The following is a 6,544-nucleotide window of genomic DNA, read 5'->3' on the forward strand; positions in this document are numbered from 1 at the left end:
TCCACAAGTTACCGCAGATCAGCCGACGGGACGCGCTAGCGCGGCCAGATGCACCCCGATGCCCACCAGCGGCCCGCACATCAGGCCCACAATGGTGCGGGTCTCCAGCGGCAGCGGCAACAGCAGTAACAACGTCGCCGCCAGCGTCGCGCCCACCCAACCCAGCGCATACGCGCGATGCAGCGCCGCGGCGACGGCGGCCGCGCCGGTGAGCGTCAGCAGGGCGATCGCGACCGCCGCGGCCGTCAACCACGCCAGGAGCGCGCTGCCGGCGTCGTAATCGGGTCCGAACGCTGCCCGCAGGATCCATGGTCCGACCAGACCCGCAGCCAGCACACCGATTGCGCCGATTCCACCGATCAGCGTCGCCGGCGCGATCAGTGCCCGCAGCCGCTGGGTGCGCTCATCGACGAAATGCGCGATCAAGTTGCCCTGCATCGCGTTGAGCGGCACCAGCAGCGGCGCGCGGGTCAGCGTGACGGCCAGGATCACCACGCCACCCGCAGCGCCCAGCTCGGTGGAGGTGGCCTTGAGTAGCACCGGAAAACCCATCACCAGAATCGCGCTGGCGCCCGCCGCGGTGATCGAGTGGGCGGCGCCGCGCAGAAACGTCGCAGCACCCCCGCGGGTCAGCAGCCGCGCCGCGGCCCGGGTTGTCGGCGAGACGATCAGCATGATCAGCCACGCCGCCGCGCCCGCGACGGTGGCCCACAAATACCCCACCAGGCCCCAGCTGACCACGAAGGTGACCACCGCGACCGCCACCCGAATCACGGCATCGGTCACCATCAACGCCCCGTATTGGGTCCAACGGTCAGCGCCGGCGAGCGTGCCCAGCAGCGTGGCATGCAGGCAGAACCCGGCCAGCCCGACGCTGAGCAGCGCCACCGAAAGCCAGCGGGCGTCGACGAACACCTGTGAGCTCCACAGCGGTGAACTGCCGGCGATGGCCGCCGCCGCGACCGCCCCGACCAGCGCCGCCACCCGAAGTGGATGGGTGTCGGTGCCCCGCGGCATGGCGATGGGACCGGCATAGCGGGCTGAGCGCACCTCGCGGGTGGCTTCCTGTAGCAGACCATTGGCGGCCCCGCTGACCAGCCCGAACGCACCCCAGAACACGGCGAAGACCGAGAAGCCGGCCGGAGCCAGGTCGCGGGCCGCCAGGTAGATCACCGCATAACCGCACAGAGCGGTCAGTGCAGTCGCGGCGCCGACCCGGGCGACGCTGCTGCGCGCGACCGGCCCGGTGGCCGCTGCGGTGCCGCCGACCTCGGTCACAACGACGGCAGTCGTCGGGCGCGGACCTCCGGTGAGAGCACGGTTCGAAAATACCTACGGCCGATCATGCTCTGGACATCAGTTCGCAACCGTGAGCTGACAGACTGAAGACAAAAGGAGTTTCCTTTGCCGCGGTGCCACCATCACGTCGTTCGGCAACCGACGACCTGAGCCGCGGACCACTGCTGCTGACCGGAGTTCTCATTGCACGTCTCCGCGCTCGAATGGATCGTCACCCTCGGCGTGACGATGGCCGTCCTGTTGTTCGACGTCGTGGTGATCGCCCGCCGGCCCCATGAACCGACGACGCGCGAATGCACGATCGCGCTGTCGATCTACATCGGGCTGGCGGCAATCTTTGGAGCCTGGGTGTGGTGGGCTCACGGCGGAGAGCGCGGGCTGGAGTTTTTTGCCGGATGGCTCACCGAGTACAGCCTCTCGATCGACAATCTGTTCATTTTCATGGTCATCATGGCGAGCTTCAACGTGCCCAAGATGTATCAGCAAGAAGCCCTGTTTGTCGGAATCGTGATTGCGCTGCTCTTTCGCGGCGTCTTCATTGCGCTTGGCGCAGTTGCCATTCAGCAATTTTCATGGGTGTTCTATCTGTTCGGCGCATTCCTGGTGTACACCGGCTTCAAGCTGGCTCGCGGCTTCGACAACGACAGCGATGTGGACAATGTCGTTGTTCGCTTTGCCCGCAGTCACTTGCAGACCACCGACAGCTGGGATGGTCTCAAGCTCTATGTCAAAGACGGCTCGACGCGTTTGATGACCCCGATGTTTCTGGTGATCCTGGCGCTCGGTACCACCGACCTGATCTTCGCCCTCGACTCCATCCCCGCCATCTACGGGCTCACCCGCCAGCCCTATTTGGTGTTGGCCGCTAACATTTTTGCGTTGATGGGCCTGCGACAGTTGTACTTCCTGCTCGGTGGTCTGTTGGAACGGCTGGTCTACCTCTCGCGAGGTCTTTCCCTCATCCTGCTGTTCATCGGGGTCAAGCTGGTGTGGCATGCGTTGCGGAAAAACGAGGTGCCGTTCATCAACGGGGGTCAACATGTCAATTTGCCGGCGATCCCGGCCTTGGTCAGCCTGGCGGTCATCGTCTTCACGCTCGTCGTCACCGCGGTGGCCAGCCTCTACAAGACCCGCGTCGTCGGTGTAGCCAGCAATCCCAGCGGGTAGTCCACCCTTCGCCGCTATTCAGGAGGGTTGCGTAGCCATGGGAAATTTCGGCGACTACCAATACCAGTTCTACAAAGCCGATCTTGCTCAGCTCGCCGTCGAGCGGCTCGACTGACGCTCAGTACTGTTTGACGACGGCGCGCGGCGCGGTTCGCCACATCCGATCCCCGTTCGACTGCCGGCGCGGCGGCTCCAGCAGTAGCACGGCCCGGCCGTCGAGCAGCACCGGGCGCACCCAGTCGCCCAACTCGATGACCTCACCCGATTCGGGTTGGCGGTGCATGCCGTCGCGGGCGAGATCGATGGGGGCAAGCGATTGCACCGCGTCGATGGTGGCTTGGTGCGGCAACTCTTCGATTCCGGGCAAGGTGATGAACAACCCGTCGTTGCCGGACAGGTGCAATCCAACCGCCGCCAGCGCGCCGAGCACTCCGTCCCGGGTGCCGCCGTGGCCAGATAAGTGCACGCCGGTGGCGGCGGCCAGATCGCGAGCTTGGCTGGGGCACAACACCTCTCGTTTGGCCCGTTGCCCGAATTCCACCAGCTGCGATGCCGTGTCGGGGAGCTTGCCCGGAATTGCCACCGCCAGCCCCGGGTCGGCGTCGGGTGGGCAGACCCGTTCCAGGAACCGTGCGGCGAGTTCGATGACTTCGGTTCGCACCGCGTCCGGGTCGCCGTCGGGGCTGCGCCACGCCAGGCAGGCGCTGGAGTTGTGGGAGGTGTAGGGGATTCGGTCATCGACAAGGAGCTGGTGCCGGGTCGCGCCTGCCGCAGTGCCGAGCCCTGCCGATGCCAGGTCGCGCAGCAGGGCCCGGGCCCGGCGACCTGTGCCCGGACTCCAGTCGTTGTCGGTGTCGTCGATGCCGACGAGTAGATCCACGCCGGCCAGCGCGGTTGCTGGCATCACGGGTTGACCACCAGGCTGGTGACGTCGCGGACCCACCGGCTGCGATCAAGCTGGGCGCCGGTGAGCTTCAGGGTGCCGCGTTTGGTGACGTTCAAGATGACTTCTCCGGTGAGCTCGGCGGCGGTCAGTGTCTGGGCCGGGTCGCGGCCTTCGACGCGCACGGTAATGACGTCGGCGGCGCGGGCCGCCTGCAGGATCGACCGCACCGCGGGGCCTGTCTGGGTCTGCGCGCCGTGTGACTGCGGCGTCGTGATCTCGATCTGCGGGAAGCCGTTCAACTGCGGCAGCGTGAAGCGGGCGAGAATTCGGCTTTGTTCTTGTACGACGAGCGCATCGCCGCTTGCGGACCTGCCGCATGCACCGAGCCCGGTACCTAAGACCACCGCCGTTAGGGCCGCCGCGGACAGGCGCGCGGTGAAGGACCGCATGTTCTCACCCTATGAGGCTCGATACGGCGTATTCAAGGACCGTATTCCAGGTAGTATCCGCACGTGCGGTTGTATGCGGGTGCCGGCTCGGCCTCTCGTGCGCTGATCGGTGTGGTAGGGCAATCCGCTCACAGCCTGATACTGGCCCGGGAGGTCGCATTTCCTCTGCTTGCCGTCGCTCTGATCGTTGCCTACCGCGACGTCCGGATGCCGCTGGGACTGCCCGGGCACCGCGGCCTGGTCTGGCTGACCCTGCTGGTCATGGTTGCCCTGGTGACCAGTAGCCGTGAGACGGTCATCGCGGTCGGGGCGGCTTCGACGTTGGCGACGTCGATCATGGATGCGCCGGGGGGTCCATGGCATGGCGGACGGTATGTCGCCGCCGCGGTCCTGTTGTATGTCGTGGCCAGTGTGCCCGCCGTGCGTCGACAGCGGTGGTTATTGGCGCTGAGCGCCGCCCCGATTCACCTGGTAGCGCTGGCCGGTTCGGTCTTCGCACTGCTCGGTCGCGGACAGCTATTCGCGTTCGGCACGGTCGGGATGGCCGAACGGGCGGCGTTTCATCTGATTTTCGGGCTGATAGCCGGGGTGCTGGCGTTGGCCATGGTGTTTGGCATGGAGATGGCGGGCGGGATCCGTCGGAAGGAGTATGTGTCGTGACGTTGCGAGTTGTTCCCGAGGGGCTGGCCGCGACAAGTGCTGCGGTTGAGGCGATCACCGCACAGTTGGCGGCTGCGCACGCGGGCGCGGGCCCGGTGGTGTCGATGGTGGTACCGCCGGCAGTTGATCCGGTGTCGCTGCAGGCCGCGGCGGTTTTCAGTGCGCAGGGCAGCCAACATACCGCGGCAGCGGCCAAAGGTGTCGAGGTGTTGGGCCGTGCCGGGACGGGTGTGGGCCTCGCCGGCACCAACTACGCAGTCGGCGACGCGGCGGCGGCCTCGACGTATCTCGGTGCGGGCAGCTGAGGATGACCGCGCCGGTGTGGATGGCATTACCGCCCGAGGTGCATTCGACCCTGCTGAGTAGCGGTCCCGGGCCGGGGCCACTACTCGCGGCGGCGGGCACCTGGACGGCGTTGAGCACCGAATATCAGGCCGCGGCAACGGAGTTGACGGCGGTACTGACCGGTGCGCAGGCGGTGTGGGAGGGTCCGACGGCCGAGCAGTACGTGGCCGCGCACATGCCGTATCTGGCGTGGTTGGGCTTGGCGAGCACGCTGAGTGCCGAGGCTGCCGCCCAGCACGAGACGGTTGCGGGCGCCTACACGGCGGCGTTGGCCGCGATGCCGACCCTGCCGGAACTGGCCGCCAACCATGCCATTCACGGGGTGTTGGTGGCGACGAATTTCTTTGGGATCAATACGATTCCGATCGCGCTCAACGAAGCCGACTATGCGCGCATGTGGACTCAGGCGGCCACCACGATGAGCACCTATCAGGCCACCACCCAAGCAGTCCAAGGCTCCAAGGGCGCGGGCAGCGGTGCTGGTGCTGGCGCGGGTAGCGGTGCTGGGGCCGGTAGCGGTGCCGGCGCTGGTGCGGGTAGTGGTGCTGGGGCCGGTAGCGGTGCTGGGGCCGGTAGCGGTGCCGGCGCGGGAAGCGGTGCTGGGGCCGGTAGTGGGGCTGGTGCTGGGAGCGGCGCAGGAGCCGGCGGTGGCGGTGGCGGCGGTGGCGGTGGCGGTGGCGGTGGCGGCACCGGGTCGTTTCAACTGCCCACGCCTGGCGAGATTTGGCAGATGCTCTTCGGCCCGGACGGGGAGCAAATCCCCGGCCAGGGGCAGCCCAACTGGACCCCGATGCAGTATTTGCAGAACATCGGCAACTTTTTCAACGGCAACCTGAAAGCTATTCAGTACCTTCTGGACCCGACGAATTGGGCCAGGCCGGATTTCATTAGTTACTTCATCGCGTGGCAGGTCTATCGGATCGTCAACTGGACGCTGCGCACGTTGCGGTTCCTGATTCAGGAACTGCCGCTGTTGGTGACGGTGGGTATGAGCATGGCGATCACCAACTTGGGCTCGGTGGGGAGTCTGGTCGGGCTCGGGGCCCTGGCCGGCCTGGCGCAGGCCCCGGTATCCGCCGCCGCGCCGCTGCCGCAACCTGCAGCGTTAGCTCTCCCCACGCCGGCGGCGGTGCCCATGACCGGGGCGCCGTCCGCAGCGGTTCCGACGAGCTCGGTGGCGCCGGCGACTCCGACGACAACGGCGCCGGCCACGGCTACCGTCGCCGCGGCGCCGGCGGCTCCGCCCGTCCCACCCATCCCGGTGACGGGTGCGGAGGGTTTCGGCTACATGGTGGGCCTGGCCGGTCTCAAGCGTGAAGCCACGCTGTCCAGCCAGTCCAAGGCCAAGGAGCCGACAGCTCAGGGCGCCGCGGCTGTGGCAGCCGCGACGGCGGACCGCGGGCAGCAGGAGCGGGCGCGCCGACGGCGCGGGTCGGTCATCGACCGCGGGCACCGCTACGAATACCTCGACGCCGACGACAGTGTCGCTGAGCCTGTCACACCGCCGACGGATCGGCCGGTGCCCTCGGATCGAAGTAGCGGGCCACTCGGGTTCACCGGAACGCTGCCGAAGTCGGGCGCGCAGGCAGCGGGGCTGGCCACGTTGGCCGATGACGAGTTCGGTGGCGGTCCCAGTGTGCCGATGCTGCCGGAAAGCTGGGGCGAGGACCTCGGAGGGGAGACACCCTGGAACAACTAAGCGCTGTGTCGGGAATCGATAGTCAGAGAAAGGAAAGAC

7 protein-coding genes are annotated in these 6,544 nt (G+C 67.2%); 4 read left to right on the plus strand and 3 right to left on the minus strand.

The window, feature by feature from the left end; genetic code table 11:
• Window positions 1–18 precede the first annotated feature (18 nt).
• Window positions 19–1,278 (minus strand): hypothetical protein, encoded by a 1,260-nt coding sequence (locus tag AC5Y42_RS21430; protein WP_499900574.1) that lies wholly within the window; start codon window positions 1,276–1,278, stop codon window positions 19–21.
• Between the two features lie 204 nt (window positions 1,279–1,482).
• Between AC5Y42_RS21430 and AC5Y42_RS21435 the strand changes: the two genes are divergently transcribed.
• The gene (locus AC5Y42_RS21435) at window positions 1,483–2,466 is read left to right on the plus strand and encodes a TerC family protein (protein ID WP_499900575.1); all 984 of its coding nucleotides are present in this window, start codon (window positions 1,483–1,485) and stop codon (window positions 2,464–2,466) included.
• Window positions 2,467–2,584: 118 nt separating this feature from the next.
• Here the strand turns inward: AC5Y42_RS21435 and AC5Y42_RS21440 are convergent, their stop codons facing one another.
• Both AC5Y42_RS21440 and AC5Y42_RS21445 read right to left on the minus strand, forming a co-directional pair.
• Entirely contained in the window at window positions 2,585–3,370 is a 786-nt protein-coding gene (locus AC5Y42_RS21440; protein ID WP_499900586.1) for a hypothetical protein, read from the minus strand.
• Complete coding sequence (locus AC5Y42_RS21445) at window positions 3,370–3,801, minus strand: hypothetical protein (RefSeq protein ID WP_499900576.1); 432 nt, start codon at window positions 3,799–3,801, stop codon at window positions 3,370–3,372. Before AC5Y42_RS21445 ends, AC5Y42_RS21440 begins: the two co-directional genes overlap by 1 nt.
• A 63-nt stretch (window positions 3,802–3,864) precedes the next feature.
• On the opposite strand from AC5Y42_RS21445, the gene AC5Y42_RS21450 reads away from it, so the two are divergent.
• The 3 genes from AC5Y42_RS21450 to AC5Y42_RS21460 are packed head-to-tail and all read left to right on the plus strand — an operon-like array spanning window position 3,865 to window position 6,505.
• The gene (locus AC5Y42_RS21450; RefSeq protein ID WP_499900577.1) at window positions 3,865–4,461 is read left to right on the plus strand and encodes a hypothetical protein; all 597 of its coding nucleotides are present in this window, start codon (window positions 3,865–3,867) and stop codon (window positions 4,459–4,461) included.
• Window positions 4,458–4,766 (plus strand): PE family protein, encoded by a 309-nt coding sequence (locus AC5Y42_RS21455; RefSeq protein WP_499900578.1) that lies wholly within the window; start codon window positions 4,458–4,460, stop codon window positions 4,764–4,766. Before AC5Y42_RS21450 ends, AC5Y42_RS21455 begins: the two co-directional genes overlap by 4 nt.
• Before the next feature lie 2 nt (window positions 4,767–4,768).
• A complete protein-coding gene (locus tag AC5Y42_RS21460; protein WP_499900579.1) occupies window positions 4,769–6,505 on the plus strand; it encodes a PPE family protein in 1,737 nt (578 codons plus the stop codon).
• Window positions 6,506–6,544 lie beyond the last annotated feature (39 nt).

The organism is Mycobacterium sp. NGS48, assembly GCF_059812585.1.

Coding starts and splice junctions, on each gene's coding strand:
- AC5Y42_RS21440 (WP_499900586.1), bottom strand. CDS start 3,370: ATGCCAGCAACCGCGCTGGCCGGCGTGGATCTACTCGTCGGCATCGAC.
- AC5Y42_RS21445 (WP_499900576.1), bottom strand. CDS start 3,801: ATGCGGTCCTTCACCGCGCGCCTGTCCGCGGCGGCCCTAACGGCGGTG.
- AC5Y42_RS21460 (WP_499900579.1), top strand. CDS start 4,769: ATGACCGCGCCGGTGTGGATGGCATTACCGCCCGAGGTGCATTCGACC.